Source organism: Bartonella sp. AP72JLCBS, assembly GCF_042195705.1.
Classification (GTDB): Bacteria; Pseudomonadota; Alphaproteobacteria; order Rhizobiales; family Rhizobiaceae; genus Bartonella.
In genome coordinates this window covers 63,725-80,767 of the sequence record NZ_JBHIOU010000003.1, presented here as the reverse complement: position 1 = coordinate 80,767, position 17,043 = coordinate 63,725, and the positions used below count along the sequence as shown (strand labels likewise).

General features: G+C 37.1%; 12 protein-coding genes. 5 read left to right on the top strand and 7 right to left on the bottom strand.

Going from position 1 to position 17,043, the window contains the following annotated elements; genetic code table 11:
- Window positions 1-146 precede the first annotated feature (146 nt).
- Window positions 147-824 carry a guanylate kinase gene (gmk, locus tag ACFILO_RS02615; RefSeq protein WP_375629245.1) on the top strand — a complete coding sequence of 226 codons (678 nt, stop codon included), beginning with the start codon at window positions 147-149 and terminating at the stop codon, window positions 822-824.
- 29 nt (window positions 825-853) lie between these two features.
- Here the strand turns inward: gmk and rsmA are convergent, their stop codons facing one another.
- The 6 genes from rsmA to lptF all read right to left on the bottom strand — a co-directional run bounded on the left by rsmA (window position 854) and on the right by lptF (window position 8,393).
- The gene (gene rsmA / locus ACFILO_RS02610; RefSeq protein ID WP_375611238.1) at window positions 854-1,684 is read right to left on the bottom strand and encodes a 16S rRNA (adenine(1518)-N(6)/adenine(1519)-N(6))-dimethyltransferase RsmA; all 831 of its coding nucleotides are present in this window, start codon (window positions 1,682-1,684) and stop codon (window positions 854-856) included.
- Window positions 1,675-2,688, bottom strand: coding sequence for a 4-hydroxythreonine-4-phosphate dehydrogenase PdxA (gene pdxA, locus ACFILO_RS02605; RefSeq protein ID WP_375677791.1), 1,014 nt, complete (start codon window positions 2,686-2,688; stop codon window positions 1,675-1,677). The genes rsmA and pdxA overlap by 10 nt, the downstream gene beginning before the upstream one ends.
- The gene (locus tag ACFILO_RS02600; protein WP_375620739.1) at window positions 2,688-3,644 is read right to left on the bottom strand and encodes a SurA N-terminal domain-containing protein; all 957 of its coding nucleotides are present in this window, start codon (window positions 3,642-3,644) and stop codon (window positions 2,688-2,690) included. Before ACFILO_RS02600 ends, pdxA begins: the two co-directional genes overlap by 1 nt.
- A gap of 109 nt (window positions 3,645-3,753) precedes the next feature.
- Window positions 3,754-6,114: an LPS-assembly protein LptD gene (locus tag ACFILO_RS02595; protein ID WP_375677790.1), complete on the bottom strand. Its 2,361-nt coding sequence runs from the start codon at window positions 6,112-6,114 to the stop codon at window positions 3,754-3,756.
- Window positions 6,115-7,206 (bottom strand): LPS export ABC transporter permease LptG, encoded by a 1,092-nt coding sequence (gene lptG, locus ACFILO_RS02590; RefSeq protein ID WP_375631734.1) that lies wholly within the window; start codon window positions 7,204-7,206, stop codon window positions 6,115-6,117.
- Window positions 7,203-8,393, bottom strand: a complete 1,191-nt coding sequence (gene lptF / locus ACFILO_RS02585; protein WP_375631736.1) for an LPS export ABC transporter permease LptF — start codon at window positions 8,391-8,393, stop codon at window positions 7,203-7,205. The genes lptG and lptF overlap by 4 nt, the downstream gene beginning before the upstream one ends.
- A gap of 396 nt (window positions 8,394-8,789) precedes the next feature.
- On the opposite strand from lptF, the gene ACFILO_RS02580 reads away from it, so the two are divergent.
- The 3 genes from ACFILO_RS02580 to ACFILO_RS02570 are packed head-to-tail and all read left to right on the top strand — an operon-like array spanning window position 8,790 to window position 9,668.
- The gene (locus ACFILO_RS02580; RefSeq protein WP_375677789.1) at window positions 8,790-9,236 is read left to right on the top strand and encodes a DNA polymerase III subunit chi; all 447 of its coding nucleotides are present in this window, start codon (window positions 8,790-8,792) and stop codon (window positions 9,234-9,236) included.
- Window positions 9,236-9,415 carry a hypothetical protein gene (locus ACFILO_RS02575; protein WP_375629223.1) on the top strand — a complete coding sequence of 60 codons (180 nt, stop codon included), beginning with the start codon at window positions 9,236-9,238 and terminating at the stop codon, window positions 9,413-9,415. The genes ACFILO_RS02580 and ACFILO_RS02575 overlap by 1 nt, the downstream gene beginning before the upstream one ends.
- A complete protein-coding gene (locus tag ACFILO_RS02570) occupies window positions 9,405-9,668 on the top strand; it encodes a hypothetical protein (protein WP_375629333.1) in 264 nt (87 codons plus the stop codon). The genes ACFILO_RS02575 and ACFILO_RS02570 overlap by 11 nt, the downstream gene beginning before the upstream one ends.
- Here the strand turns inward: ACFILO_RS02570 and ACFILO_RS02565 are convergent.
- Window positions 9,665-10,954, bottom strand: a complete 1,290-nt coding sequence (locus tag ACFILO_RS02565; protein WP_375611247.1) for an MFS transporter — start codon at window positions 10,952-10,954, stop codon at window positions 9,665-9,667. The two genes, ACFILO_RS02570 and ACFILO_RS02565, sit on opposite strands and share 4 nt — an antisense overlap.
- Before the next feature lie 570 nt (window positions 10,955-11,524).
- On the opposite strand from ACFILO_RS02565, the gene bafA reads away from it, so the two are divergent.
- Entirely contained in the window at window positions 11,525-17,014 is a 5,490-nt protein-coding gene (bafA, locus tag ACFILO_RS02560) for a BafA family autotransporter (protein ID WP_375677788.1), read from the top strand.
- Window positions 17,015-17,043: the final 29 nt, after the last annotated feature.

Below are 17,043 nucleotides of genomic sequence, written 5' to 3'. Positions count from 1 at the left end.
AGTGAATATACTGCTAATACCTTATCTCAAAAAAGAGCAGAATAACATTGAGAATTGCTAAGAAAACACATTGATTAGGAGAGAGGTTGAGATAATGTATAATTCAAATTTTGGAGAAACATTTATGAACAAAGTAGAGTGATGTAATGACAGTCTTTGAAAGTAAATTGAGTACTATAAAAATGAATCAACGCCGCGGTTTTTTATTTATTCTCTCTTCGCCTTCAGGTGCTGGTAAATCAACAATTTCTCGATTACTTCTAAAAGAGGGACAATTAGAGCTTTCCGTAAGTATGACTACAAGGAAAAGGCGTCCTAGTGAAGTAGATGGGCTGCATTATTACTTTATTTCAAAAGAAGAGTTTGAATATAAGCGTGATAGGGATGAATTTATTGAGTGGGCAGAAGTTCACGGAAATTATTATGGCACTTTACGTGAAACTGTTGAAAGCGCATTGAATGCTGGCCAAGATATGTTATTTGATATTGATTATCAAGGTACCGAGCAGCTGCAAAAAAAGATGCTAGGAGACACTGTATCTGTTTTTATTCTTCCACCATCAATGAAAGAGCTTGTTTCGCGTTTACATCGTCGAGCAGAAGATAGTCAAGATACTATCAATTTGCGATTGGAAAATGCACGAACGGAGTTAAAGCATTGGCTTTCTTATGATTATGTTGTGATTAACGAAGATTTAGATCAGTCTTTATCTTTTATTAAATCAATTTATTTAGCTGAAACCGTAAAACGTGAGCGTTGTTCTTATCTTGGCTCTTTTGTTGATGGGCTTATTGCTGAAAAAATCGATAAATGTTGTGATTAAAAAAGGTTTTATAACACAAAGTGCATTTTTTAGAGCACTAGATGCGCTAAAGTTACAAATTCAGAAATCGAGAGCGTTTCAGCACGGCGCGTTCCATCAATTCCAGCTTTTTCTAATAGCTCTTCACCTCCAAGTATTTTGAGATTTTGACGAAGCATTTTTCGTCTTTGCCCAAAGGCGGTTTTTGTGACGAGGCTTAGTTTTTGTGCAGAGCAGGAAAGAGGTTGTATTCGCGGAATAATATGAACAACGGAAGACGTTACTTTAGGTATTGGTATGAAGGCTTGAGGGGGGACATCAAAAGCAATTTTAGCAGTGGTACGCCAGCCAGTTAAGACACTAAGACGTCCATAATGAGTAGATTGAGGTTTAGCTGTAATCCGTTTGGCAACTTCACGTTGAAACATCAATGTCATTGATTCATAAAAAGGAGGCCATGGTTCAGTCAAAAGCCAATTTAATAAGAGTTGTGTCCCAATATTATAGGGAAGATTTGCAATAATGCGCGGTTTTACAGGGCTTGTTTCAAAGAGTTTTGAGAAATCTTGCTTCAGTGCATCATTACAAATAACTTTTAATTTTTTAGGATAGTGTTTTTCTATTTCTAAGAGAGCCGGTATGCAGCGCTCATCGCGTTCTATTGCTGTTACAATGGCACCCTTTGCTAGCAAGGCACGTGTGAGACCTCCAGGACCAGGACCAATTTCAAGAACAGGTTTTCCTTCTATATTGCCTGCTTGATGAGCAATTTTAGATGTTAAATTAAGATCAAAAAGAAAATTCTGCCCCAAAGATTTATGCGCTTGTAATCCATATATATCAATGACCTCACGCAGAGGAGGGAGATTATCTATTGGCATGGGTTTAAACTATTTTTTGCAAGTTGATTTGCAAGTTTAAGAGCAGCAATAAAGCTTTCGGGAGAGGCTATCCCTTTATCAGCAATGTCAAAAGCAGTTCCGTGATCTGGAGACGTGCGAATAAAAGGTAGACCTAACGTGACATTAACAGTGCTATCAAAGTCTAATGTCTTAACAGGGATAAGGGCTTGATCATGATACATACAAATGGCAACGTCATATGCTTTTCTTGCGCATTCATGGAACATTGTGTCGGCAGGCAGCGGGCCTGCAATATTGAGTCCTTTCTTTTTAAGATATTCAATAACAGGAGTGATAACTTCAATATCTTCTTTTCCCATCGCACCTCCTTCTCCAGCATGAGGATTAAGACCAGCAACAGCTAGTCGGGGTGATGTTATTTTAAACCTTGTTTTTAAGTCATATTCAGTAATAAGTACCGTTTGAATAATTAAATCACGGGTAAGCTGTGAAGGAACATTTTTAAATGGAATATGAACAGTTATTGGTACTGTTTTTAATCGAGGTCCTGCTAACATCATAACTGGATGATAACATTTATGAAAAGCTTTATGGGCTAAATCGGCTAAAAATTCTGTATGACCTGGAAATCGAAAACCGGCATCATAAAGACTCTTTTTTGCAATAGGACAAGTGATAAGTGCACATGCATGGCCATTTTGAATCAATTGAACACAGCGTTTAATTGCTTCAATAATTCCAGCTGTATTTTTCGATGAAGGTATACCTAATTGATCACTTTGTTTGTTTTTTAACGGTATGATAGGAAGAGCTTTTTGAAAATTTTTTGCAGGATTATTGATTAAAACAGATTGCACCTCAACATCAATCTGTAAAAAACGAGCGCGCGAACGAATAACATCTGGATCAGCAAGAAGTACAAAAGGTGGAATTTGGCGCGTAACACGCAAATTCCACGCTTTTAGTACTATTTCAGGACCAATTCCGGCAGGATCACCACCGCTAACAATAAGAGCAGCCATTATGAATTTTGAATGCGTGCCACTCGGCGCAGTTCTCCTAAATATTTGTCGCTTAATTCTTCAAGTTTTTGCGGGCTTCTTTTTTTACTATCTTGAAGAGAAAATATCAGTCGAGCGACATAATCATCAGAAACTCTTTTTATTTTGCAGACAGCAATTGCTTCGATTCCATCAGATGTTTCTTGTAATTTTGTCATTTTTCCAGCAGGCGTTTCAAGAATAGCTTGTTCCCATGCATTAGGAAGTTGTGGCTCCAGAAACTTTCCTAAGTGGCGGATAGTAACGTCTAAAATACCTCTTGCTTGATTGTGAGCATTGGCACATCCACGGAAATGTGCGCGAAAATTACTTGCTTCTCTTTGACGTCTTTCAAAGATCTCTGAACGACGATGTGCAGGAATGACAAAAACAATTCGCTGTAATGTATATTCGTTGGTTGAAGGTTTTACACCACCATTTTTTAATATTCTGCGTACAGCTTCTTGTTCGCTAATCATACCTGTTTCAGCTTGATAGCGTGCGCTAACAAGACGCCCCCATCCTATTTGTCCACGGATGTAATCTTTAAAGTGTTGCACTGTGATCTCAGTTTGGATCAGAATCTGGTTGAGCTGATCAATCGTCATATTATTTTGTGTCGCAAAATTCTCAAAAGCTCTATCAACTTCATCATTGCTTACTTCAATATTACGACGTTTTATTTCAATATTTTTTAGCTTTTCATCAATAAGCTCTTTTTTAGCCTGTGCCACCAAATTGCCTTGCTTTTGTTGTAGCCTGAGAAAAGCAAGGCGTCTTTGTATATCATAATTTGTGATGGGGTTGCCATTAACTGTAACAACAATAGAAGTCTGCGCAAAGACTGTCGGAATCAAAAATCCATTTATTAGCAGGCTACTTACGCTCAAAGATGCAATATAAAATAAAGCAAGAAAACGCTTTTTCAATTTATTCATGTAAATAGGCTTTCGCATTGTTTATTAATTCTCATCAACAACTTAAAATACACGCTTTCTTTCATAAAAACAATGATAAGTTAAATGACTGATACATTCCCTTTATAAATTAATCTATCTTTTTTCCGATATCTGCAATCGTACGCAATGAAAGAGAGAAATTAAAGTTTTGCAAGGGTGCTTTCCTGCCTGGATTCGTTACCTGTTGATAACCGAATGTTAACCCGAAACATTCATCCATATAACTCAAGCTAATTCCTCGCTTTATAAATGTACCAGATACTAAATCATAACCGGCGTTGCTATTAATGGACCAATAATCTGCTAATTTAAGTCCTGTTTGAAAAGAAATTTCTTGGCGCTCTTGAGAATATTCATAGTCTGGTTGCTTTGCGATATAGGCATATTGTAGAGCCACCCAAAAATTTTGCCATTTTTGTGATGCTTCGATTTCACTACGGCGGATTTTTCCTGTTTTTTTGTCAAAGCGTCCACGCGTTTCTAAGGAAAAACCACTTTTATGGGTTGTACCAAACATTGCAACATAGTCTGAACGTTTTGCCTCTAAGCTAGAATGAGTACCGACATTGATAAAGTCCTTTTCTGCAAAAGAATTCTTTCCTGCTAGATGGAAGGATTGTCCAATGAGACCATAAAGAGACCAATTATCATTAAGGCTTCCAGAATATCTTATACCTATATTGGCTCTTGTACCACCTTCTACACGATCATAACCAGAAAATTTGTCTCGTTGAAAGAGAGTGGTTGCATCAAAGACAAAGCTTTGAGCATCTTCATTAGGAATTTGTCCAATATATTGTTCATTATTGCGTATAAAAATTTGTGCAGTTGGTTCTATAATATGTGTAGAATGATCAGCTGTAATGAGGAAGGGATAACGTAGTTCCAACCCTGCTGTTGCCATGCCACGAATTGCTGAACCATGAATTGCGGATAAGGCATTGTTTTCTATAGAATCTGTGTGATTTTCGCTTGCATTGGTTGTAATGATATCAGCTCGTAGAGAGAGAAGAGGGGTTAAGATGAGTCCGTTGTGCGTGTTGAAGCGCTTTTTCCACTGAAGCTCGTTTGTTAAACGCAAACTATTTCCAGCCATACCAGAAAGTTTTACTGTGTTGAGAGGGTTTCCGTTCTGGTCGGGTGAACTGAAGTCAGCATGGCGACGATAAACTGATTGCATATTACTATGGAAGGTAAGCTCTCCATTATAAATGGGTTCATCTGGTGTGAAAAAATAATCGATGCGTGGTAAGACCCACGCTTGCCGAGAGTGACGTTCATAATGAGGATCATTCAATATTGAATCTTGAACTTTAAAATGATAAAAACGCATATCAAAATAATTTTTTCCTGCAAGACCATTCAGATAGATCTGAGAAAGTTGTGTAGGATTGTTATAGTTTTCAAGTTTATAGGCACGACTAAAATGCCGATCTGATTGTGCAAGAATATCCCATCCATAAGTCCAGTGTGAATTAATACGAAAATCCCCCTTTGTCGCCAGCATATAACGGTTTTTATGTTGGGCATCAATCGTATCATTATCAAATCTATGCGGTTTCATTTGATATATATGAGCAAAGCGAATGTTATAACGTCCCGTTTTTAAACGCTGACGCCATTCCCCTTCGGTTAAAAGCCCTTGTTGGGTATAAACCGTAGAAGAAAGGGTAAAATCATAATGGGGGGCGAGATTCCAGAAATAAGAATTCTTTATCCCCATACCGAGATAATCAGTATAAAAAAAATGAGGAGTAAGCAGACCGCTAGCACGCCTGACAGTTGGATCATAGATCTCAAAATTTGGAAATTTTATAATCGGTACACCAAAAACTTCAAAACTGCTATTTTCAAACCGAATTTTTTTGACGCTATTATTCCATATGATCTTTCTTGCTTTAATTTTCCATAGGACGTCTCTATCTGGTTTATAAGAGCAAGGTTCACAGGCTGTATAGGTTGCATTTTCAAAGACTGTTATGTGATTGTGTTTGCGTGTAGCATTTTGGGCTGAAAAGTGAACATTGTTGGCTGTATCAATACGTAGGGCGTTTACAAAACCCTCGCCAAGATCTTTGGTCATATCAATTTGGTTGGAATAAATTTTATTACCATCCTTTTGAGTAATTTCAACGTTCCCTTGTGCTATAAGCCGTCCTGTTTTTTGATTGTAAATAATTTTTTGAGCGACAACTTTATTGCCATCATATTCGATTTGGACATTACCGTGTGCAGAAACAGTGTTTTCATCACGATTGTAGATGAGTTCATCCGCAGAGAGCAAAAGAGGAGGTTCCAGATTTTGAATGCGACTTTGAGAAGGAGATTGAAGGCTTTGAGCGTGCGCACAATAAGACAAAGCACTTCCTAAAATAACCCCCACAACACTTTTAAAAGCGAGAGCACTTAATTTTGTTAAAATAGTTTTTTTAAGTGTTAATGCTTTCACTTAGCCATCCTCTTTATGAAGTAAAAAAGAGATTCCTAAGAATAACGCAATAACAACGGGTGTCCAAGCTGCAATAATTGGTGGAATATATCCAGCATTACCGAAAGCTTGAACAAGTACGGAAATAACATAAAGCATAAACCCAGCTATTACGCCACCAAGAATCAACATTCTAGATTGCCCAAAACGTGTAAAATTTAAAGATACAGTTGCTGCAATGAGGGTCATTGCCACAAGCAATGCCGGTAATGCAATCAAAGATTGGAAATACATATCAAAATTATGAGCAGAATAGCCAAATGAACGTGCAATCATAATTTTTTTTGGCAATTGGTAAAATGGAATAGTTGCGGGATTCACTAAACGTTCCGTTAAAAATTCAGGTTTTAGATTGGTTTTTATTTGCAACACGGTAAATTTTTCAGGAGGATGCCCTATTTTATAGATTGTTCCATTTGTTAATAGCCAAAATCCATTAGTCAAGGTTGCTTTTGGGGCGTTAATCCAATTTTTAACGGTTGCATTGTCATTGTATTGTACAAAGGTGGCATCGAGAAGAGAAAGTCCTTGATCGGTGATAGATTTAGCACCAATGGTTGTTCTGCCTAAATTTGTATGTTGTGTTAACCAGTGGATACTTGTATTGTGAAGAGGTGTTAGTACATTGTGATTGCGCCATTCAGTCATCTTTTTTTCTGCTTGAGAAAATCCCCATGCAGCAAGTGGATTAATGAGAAGAATTGAAAATAATCCCAAAAGAAAAGCTCCAAAACAAGCTGGCATAAGAAATTGCCATGCAGAAACACCGATTGAACGAGTCACTACAAGTTCAAGTTTTTTGTTGAGCGAGATAAGCGTTGCCATTGCAGAAAAGAGTGCAATGAAAGGGATAAGTTGTTGCATGATAAAAGGGATGCGTAAAGCAGAGAGGAAAAATGCATCTTTTGCTGTATAATGCGGAAGGGAAGATAGCCTACCAGAATTCTCTGTGAAATCGATTAAAAGAGCAAGAACAAAAATGCTTCCCCAGAAATAACAAGTTATTTTAAGATACCGTATAAAAAAATATCGTCCAAGTGTCCACCCAATCATGATATTTCATCCGAGGAATCTTGAGATTTTCGATGTTCAAATTTGTTCATTATTTTTTGAAAAGCGATTTGAAGTATCTCATTAACTTTTGTGGGAAGCCCAATTTTATGATTCGTTAAAAGCATAAAAAAGACAAATGCACTTGTTCCTATAGGTATAATATAAAGGAGAGGAACGTATGCAAGATCGCTTTTTGCTTTTTCTGCGAAAAAATATCCTATCCAATACACCAGAAAAGAGAGGGCAATTGCCGAGAGATTTGCGGAATGATGAGCTTGTCGATGGGAGCGTACATCCCCTGCCGCTGCTAATGCAATAAGTGAAAAAACAATAGGGTAGAGCCATTGTGTTAATCTGCGGTGAAATTCAGCTTTATATTGGAGTGGTTTTCGTTGATAGTAGGGATCTTTTGGGTCAGGGTTTTGTAAATAAGAAAGAGACCGATCTTTTGGATAAAGAGTAGGTGTTTTATCACTGGGGATAAACTCTCCTAGGCTAAAAGTATATGAGCTAAATTGCACGATTGAAACACTGTTATTTTGATGATTGACTCTTTCTATTTCACCGTTATTGAGAACCAGAAAACTGCCGTTTTTATTGCTCACAATGGATGCGTCTGTTGCATAATAAAAAAGATCAGTCTTAGGATCACGCTGGTCGGCAATGAAAAGGCGTTCAAGTGTTCCATTTGGATTTCGTTCGCCAATTTCTATGTAAAGGTTATTGGTGAGTTTTTGGAAGCTCCCTTCACTAATGAATAGATTAATAAGATCAAAATGAGCGCTTGCTAGCATTTGTCGCATATGAAGACGCGCTTGAGGAACAACAAAATTAGCTATAGAAAAGGAGGTACAGGATGCAACAATAGCAAGAAGAAGGATAGGTTTCCAAACAGTACTTTTAGGAAAACCAGAGGCATTGATGACAGCAAGTTCTGAGTCTTGATGCATTGCTGAGAGGATGGTTGTAATTGCGATCACTAATGCAAACGGAATGACAACAAAAATAACAGAAGGAACCAATGAGAGTGAAAATTGTAAGACTGTGAGGAGTGTTTGTTTACTTGTTGTGAGAAAGTTTATCCGTGCAAGAATTTGTATAGTCCAACTAACGCCCACTGCTGCAATCATGACAGAACTAAACAAAACAAGGACACGTTTCAGGATGTAGAACTCAATAATACGCATAAATTGGGGAAAATCCTCAGTTTTTAATTCGATAGCAAATATTCTTACTGCTTTCGGTTAAAATGTAATAAAGTTTGAAAAAATATCCTTTCATGAATTGGATATTTTTACCAAATAAATAATATAAAATTGCCTATGAGGTCCTCTTTAAATTTTCCGTACATTATATTTTATTTTCAACTATAGTCTACAAAGAATCTAGAAAATAACTTAAAAAACTTTTTTATTAACGTTGAAGATAAAAATTTTTGTCTTTTAAAGACACGTGCAAAAAGATAATGCATCTCAATCAAAAAAGAGGGTTTATATCTTGAACCGTTTCCTTTGTATTAGGGATATAGAATTTTTTTTAAAAAGATGTTAGCTTTTTATAAAGAATGATGAAGGCTTAAGAGATTGGATATTTTATTCTATCATTTGACGCAGTCAACGCTGAAGGATATTTTGCCGACGCTTGTGGAGCGTGCATTGGCTCGTTTTGGTAAAGTAACAATACAGTGTGTGAGTAAAGAACAACGCGATTCTATAGATATACATTTATGGGTTTATACTGATGAATCATTTATTGGACATGGAACGGAGTGTGATCAATATCCAAACTTTCAGCCTGTATTTCTTACGACAGGACAAGAAAATCCGAATGATTCAAAAATTCGTTTTCTCATAGAGGGAGCTGTTTGTTCGGATATTGATGCTTATCAACGGCTTGTCGTGATATTTGATGGTAGAAGTGAAGAGCAGTTGAATCTCGTTCGTGCACAGTGGAAAAAATATAAAATGAAAAATCATAATTTAACGTATTGGCAACAGACTGAAGATTATCGCTGGGAAAAACAGGTTTAATGCGTCTTGTATCTATTGTTCTGATTTTTATAGGATTACTGGGAATAGTAAATCCTGCACTTTTTATTACGGAAGGCTCAGGGGGAGGGCGTTGGGTTTTTATTGTGATTTTTCTTTTAGGCATGTTAAATATATGGACTATAATTAAAAAAACGAAACGCCATAATGATGATCATTGATCGAATTTTGCTTGTTTTATGGGCTGTGATGTTGGCCTTCTTTTGCGTTTCATGGTTGGGGACAACGCATATCTTATCAGAAATGTTTGCTGTTTCTTATATAAGCAATATTGCAGATTTTTTATTTTTCTTTTTGAGTGCCTTGTTTGCAGGAATATTGTGGTGGAAAATACCTCAACCCCTATCTTTAAAAACGAAACTGGCAGCATTTTTGCCACCAGTCCTTATTTTATTCTTCGTTATTATATTTTAGTTGGATATTTCATCATCTGTAAATCCGACGAAGCAAATCAGTGAAATAAAAGAAGCAAGAAGCAAATAATAACCGATATAAGATGTATCGAAATGTTGCACCAGATATTCTGCAATATAAGGCGCGAGAGATGCTCCTACAATAGCAGATAAATTGAAAGTAATAGAAGAACCGGTATATCGAATTGCTGTTGGGTATGGTGAAGCCAAAACAGCACCAAGAGGACTGTATATCATTCCCATGAGAGACAAACCGATAACAGACATTGCAAGGACTCCTATAACTCCAGAATTTAAGAAATAAGGAATTGCGAAAGAATAAATACCGGTGATGATTGTAATCCAAATCATCAAAGTTCTACGTCTAATACGGTCAGCGAGTCTTCCCGTGATGACAGTAAAAATCCCACAAAAAATAGCACCGACAATTTCGATTTGAAGAGCTTGATGAAATGGCAATTGCAAATGGTTTGTTGAATAGCTTAACAAATATGTAGTAACCAAGTAAAACAAAACAAAAGTTGCCATACCAGAAAATATTCCAAGAAATAGGATTCGTGGACATTTTAAAAAGACATCTATGATAGGAACTTTGACATGTTTTTTACTTTCAAGAGTTTTTTTGAATTGAACAGTTTCATTGATTGAAAGACGGACCCATAATCCTATAATCATAAAAACAACTGAAGCAATAAAAGGAATACGCCATCCCCAGGCTAAAAGTTCTTCACGATCAAGGAAATGCAGCAGACCCAAATAAACAGCAATAGATAAAAACAAACCTATTGAAACGCCTAATTGGGGAAACATTGCATACCAGCCGCGCTTTTCTGGAGGGGCATTTTCTGTAGCGAGCAAAACAGCTCCTCCCCATTCTCCTCCTAATCCAATTCCCTGTCCAATACGGCACAAGGTTAAGAGGAAAGGGGCAAACCACCCAGCTATTTCATAAGTAGGAAGAAAACCAATAATGACTGTTGAAAGACCCATTGTGAGAAGAGAAGCGATAAGTGTTGCTTTTCTTCCAATCTTATCTCCAAAATGTCCAAAAACAACTGATCCAAAAGGGCGGGCAAAAAAGGCTGCTCCAAATATTAGGAAAGATTGTAAAATAGCAATTTGATCATTTTGTGTTGGAAAAAACACATGAGGAAATATAAGAGCTGCGGCAGTGCCAAAGACATAAAAATCAAAGAATTCAATTGTTGGGCCAATAAGGCTTGCAAATAAAATCCGACGAGGGGAGTTTCTGTTGCTTGTAGCTTTCATTTCTGAGTTTATAGACATGAATAGAATGTCCCTTTTAGTATATGACAAATCAAATGACGAGTTAACTGACTATAACTATAGAAATTTCAAATCGGTGTCGAGTCAATATTATGACACTTCGTTATATATTAGAACAATGATTATGGACTGATGGGTATGAATAAGTGCTCTATATATTATCCATATTGAATAAAATAAAGACACTGCTTTAAATGCTGTAGAAGATGGCAATAGGTGGACATAAACGCAGCTCTCATTCACATTGCTGTTTCCTTTAAAGTTTAATGCCATTTTTATCTATTAAGGGATCAATCTTATTCGTAGATCAGTGTTTAGTGTCTCAAAATATTAAAAATATTTTTCATGGATGCAATTATAACACTTTTAAAGTGTATCTAAAAAATTAAATCTTTTAGTTGTGCATGCATTTTAAAACACATGGTGTATATTTGATCTGTCAGAGCTTAATCCATCGAATGCTTTGCTATCTTAAAAGACATGAGGTTGAGCAATTACGTTGTGTTGTTTTGATCTATGCACTTTTTTCTAAATGGGAGAATTTAAATTTAAAATTATGGAGTGTAAATAATGCAACGCAAATTGAAATTAAGTTTTTGTGCGGTAATGGCCAGTGGTTTTTTTGTCAAGATTGCGAGTGCATATGGAGTAGCTACACCAAGAGAAAAGTTATTAACACCAGTAAGTATCAGTGAACACCTAGAAGAGACAAGAAAGTTGTTATCAGAAGTGAGGGGACTAAAAGAAAAAAAGGGGGGATCAAAAAAGATAGAGAATAAACAGACAGTAGAAGGAAGTGATCTTTCAGAAGAGGAAAGGAAGAGATTAGAAAAGCTATTCTTTGAAGTACTCACAAATTCAATAATAAGCGATGGTGCTACGATCTATATTACTAACCGTGACTCTGAAGGTTCTGAAATAAATAGCTTTAACTATAAAGATGCAGCTTATTCCATTAATAATACGGTTAGAGAAGGGGGAAAACTCTACATTGATGCAGCAAGTGTTAGCAGGGATACGACAATTGAGCATGGTGGGATTGAGTTTGTCAAAAACTTGAGCAGTTCGGAATATGCCGCTGTTAAAAAAGGGGGGAAACAAATTGTTGAGAGTGGTGCAAATGCAGAAGGGGCTCAAATCCATGGCGGTGAGCAGATTATTTTTGGTAAGGGGTTTCTTGGGGATGGTTTGTCGCGTAAAGATAAGGAAAGTAGTGCTTATGGCACTGAAATTCATGCTGCAGATGGAATGCTAGGAATACAAAGTGTCTATAGTGGGGGGATGGCTGTTGACACAAAGGTTATGAAAGGAGGTGTCCAGAATCTTGATGGTAAAGAGAATTTTCATAACGGTTTCTCAGAAGATACTGATACAGCCGATATAGAAGATGAAGATTTTACAATTAATGAGGGGGCTTTTGCACTGAGTACCGAACTTTTTAAAAATGGTATACAGAATATCTTTGCAGGAGGGAATGCGAGTGAAGTCGCTTTATACGATAGAGCTATTCAGAATATATATGATTCTGGATACGTGGATAATCTAACCATTAATCATCAAGCAAGGTCATGGGCTTTTGCTGGTGCAATATTAGATAAGGATACAAATGTTCATGATTTTGGTAGTCTCTATCTTTATGCTGGGAATGGTGAAGCTGTTACGGAAGTAGAAAATCTTAATTTAAATGGAGAAGATAGCAAACTATACATTATTGCTCCTGAAGATAACAGCAAAAAACCTCACGTTAATATCCAGAATTTAACTGGAAGTGGCAGAGTTATTTTTACGTACTTAGGGACTAATAAGCATTACTCTAAGCTTAATATTGATGATCTTTCAGGTTCTTTACATTTTGATTTTAATGTCAACTTTGCCAAGCATCTTAGTGATTATCTTGTCATTAAAGAAAGTGGTTCAGGTTATCACACAATAAGTGTGGCTGATTCTGGGCGTGAAATTACAATCCCTTCCCACAAAAAGCTTAAATTAATTTCTGATCGCAGTGGAAATGCTCATTTTATTCTGGCAAACACTTTTGGTGAAAAAATCAAAGCTATTGATGCCGGAACCTATCGGTATAGTTTGAAACATAGAAACAATAAGGGGGCTGGTAAAATTTGGTATTTAGATGCGAATTATGCTCTTGATGAGACAAATACCTCTTTATTTTCTGATTTTAGCTTGCAACCATTTGCTATAGCTTCATTATCGAAGGATCTCACAGAACGCACAATTGAAAAGGGGATGATTGTTACGATTGCTGATCCTAGCTTTGATAGTAACGTTGAGAAAGTTGAAAGCACTGGAGAAACTTCGATTAGTAATACAGTTAAAGACGGTGGAAAGATCTCCGTTTATCACGGTGGTTTTAGCTTGTATACAACAATTCAAAGAGGCGGCACTGAGCTTGTTAGAACACAGGGTCTTTCACAGGATAGTACAGTTAAGAGAGAGGGAAAACAAAAGGTTAAAGATGGGGGAAAAGTTGAAGGGGCTAAAATTTACGGTGGTGAGCAGTTTGTTTCAGGAAAGTCTGATATCAAAGGGGAGATGGTAAGGAGTAGCGCTCATGACACTATCGTTTCTGGTGAGAATGGAGTGCGAGGATATCAGAATGTGTATGATGATGGAGAGGTTTTTAGCTCAAAGATCATGGAAGGAGGGGTACAAAATCTTTATGTGGAAGAAGATTTAGACCATTATAGCAGTTTTGCCTTTGATACGAAGGTCTTTTCTGGTGGACAGCAACATGTTTTAGCGGGAGGAATCGCGATTGGCGTTCTTTTAGAAGGGACTGCTTTTCAGGCAATAGATTTAGGAGGTTATGTAAAAGATTTAACCGTTAAGGATCAAGCACAATCGTGGTTACATGGTGGCGCAACATTGGAAGGAAAGACAACGGTTAATGATTCTGGACGGATTTATCTTTATGCTGGTGCAGAGCAATCTCGTACTGAAGTAGAAAAAATTGTCTTAAATGGCAGAGATACAAAATTGTACGCGATTGCCTCTAATATAGATGGTGAAAGTTCTTTGATTGAGAATCTGAGTGGGAATGGTCGTGTTATTTTTACTTCTACCGTGTTTAATCCACATTACTCTAAACTTGAGATCAATGATCTTTCAGGGAGTTTACATTTTAGGTTGCATACTAATTTTGCAGAACAGCGCGGTGATTATCTTCTGATCAAAAAAGGATCAGGTAATCACACCATAAGCGTTATCGATTCTGGTGTTGAAATTACCAATTCTCCTCTACAAGATCAGAATTTAGTTTTGGAGCTTGATTTAATTCATGTTCAAAGCGGAAATGCGCATTTTACTCTGACAGATTTTTCTGGTGAAGAGACGAGTACGATTGATGGTGGAGCCTACATGTATGGCTTAAAGACAAAAGATGATAATGGGGGAAAGACTTGGTCTTTGGCTACATCACAAATAACTTCTGCTCCTGTAATTCCTTCACCTCATGTGGAGTCGCCTATAGATAAGCTTCCTGAAAAAGAAGAAAATATGACATCGGCAAAAGATTTTAGTATCTCTGATGTAATTCATTACAGCATTGGGGAAGGAGGAGGAATTCTACAAAGCTCTTTGCTCGGTGATGATAACGTAGTTTATGTCTCTGATGATGGAGAGCAAGGTATTCTTAAGAAGTCTATTAATAATACAATTCAGGGATCAGGAAGACTTTATGTTGAAGCTGGTGGTTTCAGTAAAAATACAACCATTGAAAATGGTGGTACTGAGATTGTAGGGGAACAGGGGGTCTCAGAATCTACGATTATTTACGAGGGTGGAAAACAAAAAGTGGAGGGGGGAGGCTCTGCATTGAGAGCTGAAATTTATGGTGGGGAGCAGCTTGTTTTTGGAGATGGGTATGTGGACGGTGGAATTGTTGGGAGCAGTGCTTATGATACGACAATTTATGGTCAAGGTGACACACTGGGACAGCAGAATGTATATGATGATGGAATGGTTGTCAGAACAAAAGTGATGAGTGGAGGAGTACAAACTCTTGCTAAGTGGTTTCCTAATGATGATAACTTTGCAGAAAAAGCCGGCAGTTTAGCTGTAAATGCTGAAATCTTTTCAGAGGGTGTGCAGCGTGTTTTAGCAGGAGGTGAAGCAAATACAGTCATTTTACGCACTGGTGGTGTTCAAGAAGTCTATGCAGGTGGAATTGTAAAGAATCTAACGATTGAAGGTAATGCTAATTCATGGATTTCTCCTGGTGCAATATTAGGAGGAGAAATAAAAGTTCAGGATTTTGGTGGGCTCCATCTTGATGCTGGAGACGATGGTCAACAAACTATAGTAGAAAACATTGAATTAAATGGAGAAGACGCTCAATTATACTCCGTTGCTCGTGGGTTTGACGACAAAAGTACACGCATTCAGCAGTTAAGCGGTGTAGGAAAAGTCATTTTTACCTCTTTTGAAGATGATTTATATTACTCTCAGCTTTACATTGATAATCTAGCAGGGAGTCTACATTTTAACTTTAATGTTAGCCTTGCAGAAGAAAAAGGTGATTATCTCTTTATCAAAAATGGCCGTGGTTCTCACACAATAAGTATTTTAGATTCCGGTATTGAAATTGTTGATCCTTCTTCAACAGAACTTGATTTAATTGTTGATCAAAGTGGTGGCGCATCTTTTACTCTACAAAGTTTTTCTGGTGCAAAAATTCCAATTATTGATGGGGGAACTTATACCTATGGCTTAAAACACAAAAATATTGAGAATGAAGAGGGAAAAATTTGGTATTTGACTGCAGTTTACATGGATAGTGCGTCACACAGAAGCAGATCTATGCGGCATTTAAATCAAAATCAATCAGTTTTTTCTCTTTCAACTATTGCAGCACCACAAGCGCATGCTATTAAATTGCCACGTCGAAGAAAAAACCGCCAAAACTTAAGGCAAAAATCTCAGGTTTCTGTATCTCCAACTGTTTCCTCTCTTGGAAGTCATGTTATTGAAGTCTTAGGTTCAGGAAGTTCTCATCCTCTTTCTGATGAAAAACAACAAACTGCTGTTTCAACCTCTTCTCAATCTTTAGCCGATCAAATGATTGTGCGTCCAGTTCATAAAGAACAGCCTTCTCCACAATTGAGTGAGACGCTTTCAGTTTCTCACTTTTTGACCACGCCCTCTACAGATGCGGTATTGTCTATGTCTGTAGCTCCAGCGATGGTGTTTCACAACGAAATGCAAACAGTGCGTGCGGGAAGAGGAATTCTAGATAAAAGTAAAAAGAATGCAGCTTTATGGACCTATGCGATTAAATCTAAAGAGAGTATTGCGACAGAGCATATAGATTTTAAGTTAGATCAGACAGGTATTGTTTTAGGGATCAATGGTTTAAGCGAGTGGGAAAGTGGAGAATTTTATATAGGTGGTTTTGGCAGTTATGATCGTGCCCGTGTTGCGCATGCACGGGGGGGTATCAGTGGTATCAATACTTATGGTATTGGCGCTTATGTCACTTATTTTGATCATAGTGGATGGTATCTCGATGGTATTTTAAAATACAATCATTATCAAAATACTCTAAAAGCCGTTTCAACGAATGGTTTAGAGATTGAAGGAACATATACTCAAAGGGCATTGGGAACTTCCTTTGAAGCTGGTTATCGACTTAAGACGTCAAAGAACAGTTGGTTACAGCCTTATGGACAATTTACATGGTTACAAGTTGAGGGTAAAGAAATCAAGTTATCGAATGACATGACAGGTGACATGCGTCCATTCACTTCATTACGCAGTGAGGTTGGCTTATCTTTAGGATATGAATTTGGTTTTCACATGGATTCCTCATCGCTTGCGTATATTACAGCAGCATGGTTGCGTGAGAATAAAGATGACAATCAAACGTTAATTAATCAACGCCATCCATTTACCACTGACTTATCGGGGAATGCAGGTAAATTAGGAATAGGTTTAAGCAGTTTAGTGAGTGAGAAGTTAAAGTTATATGGTGAGGCCCATTATATTAAAGGGCGTAAAACAAAACAGTCCTTTCAGGGTATTTTAGGTGTACGCTATAGTTTCTAACGACATGGTTATTTTTTAGTTATCTTTAA